Source organism: Acinetobacter sp. KAM396 (assembly GCF_021602765.1).
Taxonomy (GTDB): Bacteria; Pseudomonadota; Gammaproteobacteria; order Pseudomonadales; family Moraxellaceae; genus Acinetobacter; species Acinetobacter towneri_A.
The window spans coordinates 1-1,803 of sequence record NZ_BPPH01000077.1 but is presented as its reverse complement, the minus strand read 5'-3'; the positions used below and the strand labels follow the sequence as shown (position 1 = coordinate 1,803).

General features: G+C 39.7%; 1 protein-coding gene and 2 pseudogenes. All 3 read left to right on the top strand.

Going from position 1 to position 1,803, the window contains the following annotated elements; all coding sequences use genetic code 11:
- A pseudogene (gene istB / locus L6C30_RS14510) lies at positions 1 to 207 on the top strand (IS21-like element ISAba8 family helper ATPase IstB); the annotation flags it as partial.
- A gap of 406 nt (positions 208 to 613) precedes the next feature.
- Positions 614 to 1,546: an IS5-like element IS17 family transposase gene (locus tag L6C30_RS14505; protein WP_236163327.1), complete on the top strand. Its 933-nt coding sequence runs from the start codon at positions 614 to 616 to the stop codon at positions 1,544 to 1,546.
- Between the two features lie 187 nt (positions 1,547 to 1,733).
- Positions 1,734 to 1,803 (top strand): annotated as a pseudogene (locus tag L6C30_RS14500) (IS66 family insertion sequence element accessory protein TnpB); the annotation flags it as partial.

Here is a 1,803-nt window from a genome sequence, read left to right as displayed (position 1 = left end):
GCCAAGCGTTATGAAAAAGGCAGTACGATATTGACGAGTAACTTACCCTTTAGCCAATGGTCTAAGTCATTTGCGGATGATGTTACGTTGACCGCTGCGATGTTAGATCGGCTATTACATCACTGTCATGTGGTACAAATATCGGGTGAGAGTTATCGTTTGAAGGATAAAAAAAGAATTGGGATTAAGCCCCAGGTTGAAACTTAATACGAGATCAAAGGGGTCAATTTTACTTTGCCATTTGTAAGGTAAAAGGGGGCAATTTTAGAATGCCGTTGACACAAATTCAGAAAGTTTCAATGCGATCAAGCAAGTCTACAGTCAACTGATAAGCACTAATCAATTGTATATACCTTCCCATGCGATTAGAGAGTTCTTAAAAAACAGACCAAATAAGCTTTCTGAAATCGTTGAAGCTTTAAATAAAAAATCTTCTACGAGCTTTCAGTATGTAGAAAATTATCCTGTTTTAACTAATTTAGACTTTAGACGAATATGAACAGCTAATTGGATTGGGATCAGCATTAAAAGTTCAGATAAAAGAATATCAAGATAAAATGGCTTTGTTGCACAAACCTATCTGTAAAGGCTTTTTCAGCGATATAATTTTCAAATGAAGAAGCCTACACACAAAATCTACCGCACAACCAATTGGCCCGCATATAACCGAGCACTCATGAGTCGCGGAAATATTGCCATTTGGTTTGATCCTGCTACGCAATGGTATGCTCCATCAAAAGGCAAACAAGGGCGAAATCAAACCTACTCCGACGCAGCTATCCAATGCTGCTTAATGATTAAATCCTTATTCCGTCTATCTTTACGTCTGGTCACTGGCTTTGTGCAAAGTCTGATTAAACTTTGCGGATTAAATTGGACCGCACCAGATTACAGTACGCTTTGTAGAAGACAAAAGCATATTGATATTGCAATCAGCTACCAAAAAAGTAGCGATGGGCTGCATCTACTCGTAGACTCTACAGGCATGAAGTTTCTAGGTGAGGGCGAATGGAAACGCAAGAAACATGGAGCTGAATATCGTCGCCAATGGCGTAAACTACATATTGGTATAGATGCCAAAACCCTACAAATACGCGCTATTCAGCTCACAACCAATAATGTCAGTGATTCACAGGTGCTTGGTGATTTACTTAATCAGATTCCACAAGATGAGCAGATTGACTCTGTTTATACCGATGGAGCTTATGACACCAAGCAATGCCGTCAGGTCATTGCAGATCGGCAAGCACATGCGGTGATTCCACCTAGAAAAAATGCGAAACCATGGAAAGATACAAAGAGTAGCTCGCTAGAGCGAAATGAATTACTTCTAACAGTTAAACGTTTAGGCAGGACATTATGGAAAAAATGGTCAGGCTATCATCGCCGCAGTTTGGTGGAAACCAAGATGCATTGCATCAAATTATTAGGCGATAAATTAATGGCAAGAAGCTTTCCTAGTCAGGTGAATGAAATTCATGCACGTGTAGCAGTCCTCAACAGATTTACGGAATTAGGTCGACCACTTACCCAAGTTACGCCTTAAATTTGGCTCAATTAGGGGCGCTTTGCATTTCAAATCTTTGTGCAACAAAGCCAGATAAAATTAGAAGCATAATATCTACTATGCAAAATTGGACGTGGAATGTAAGCATCCGGCTAACACAGCCTTACCAAGCGATCCTATAAGCTTTAATTTAGTTCCCACCTAAAAACAAGTGGGGACTTAATCCATGAACATGGATATATATTCAGCAACACCTCCTGTTGCTAAAAAACGCAGAACATACAGCAAAGAATTCA

Coding starts and splice junctions, on each gene's coding strand:
- L6C30_RS14505 (WP_236163327.1), top strand. CDS start 614: ATGAAGAAGCCTACACACAAAATCTACCGCACAACCAATTGGCCCGCA.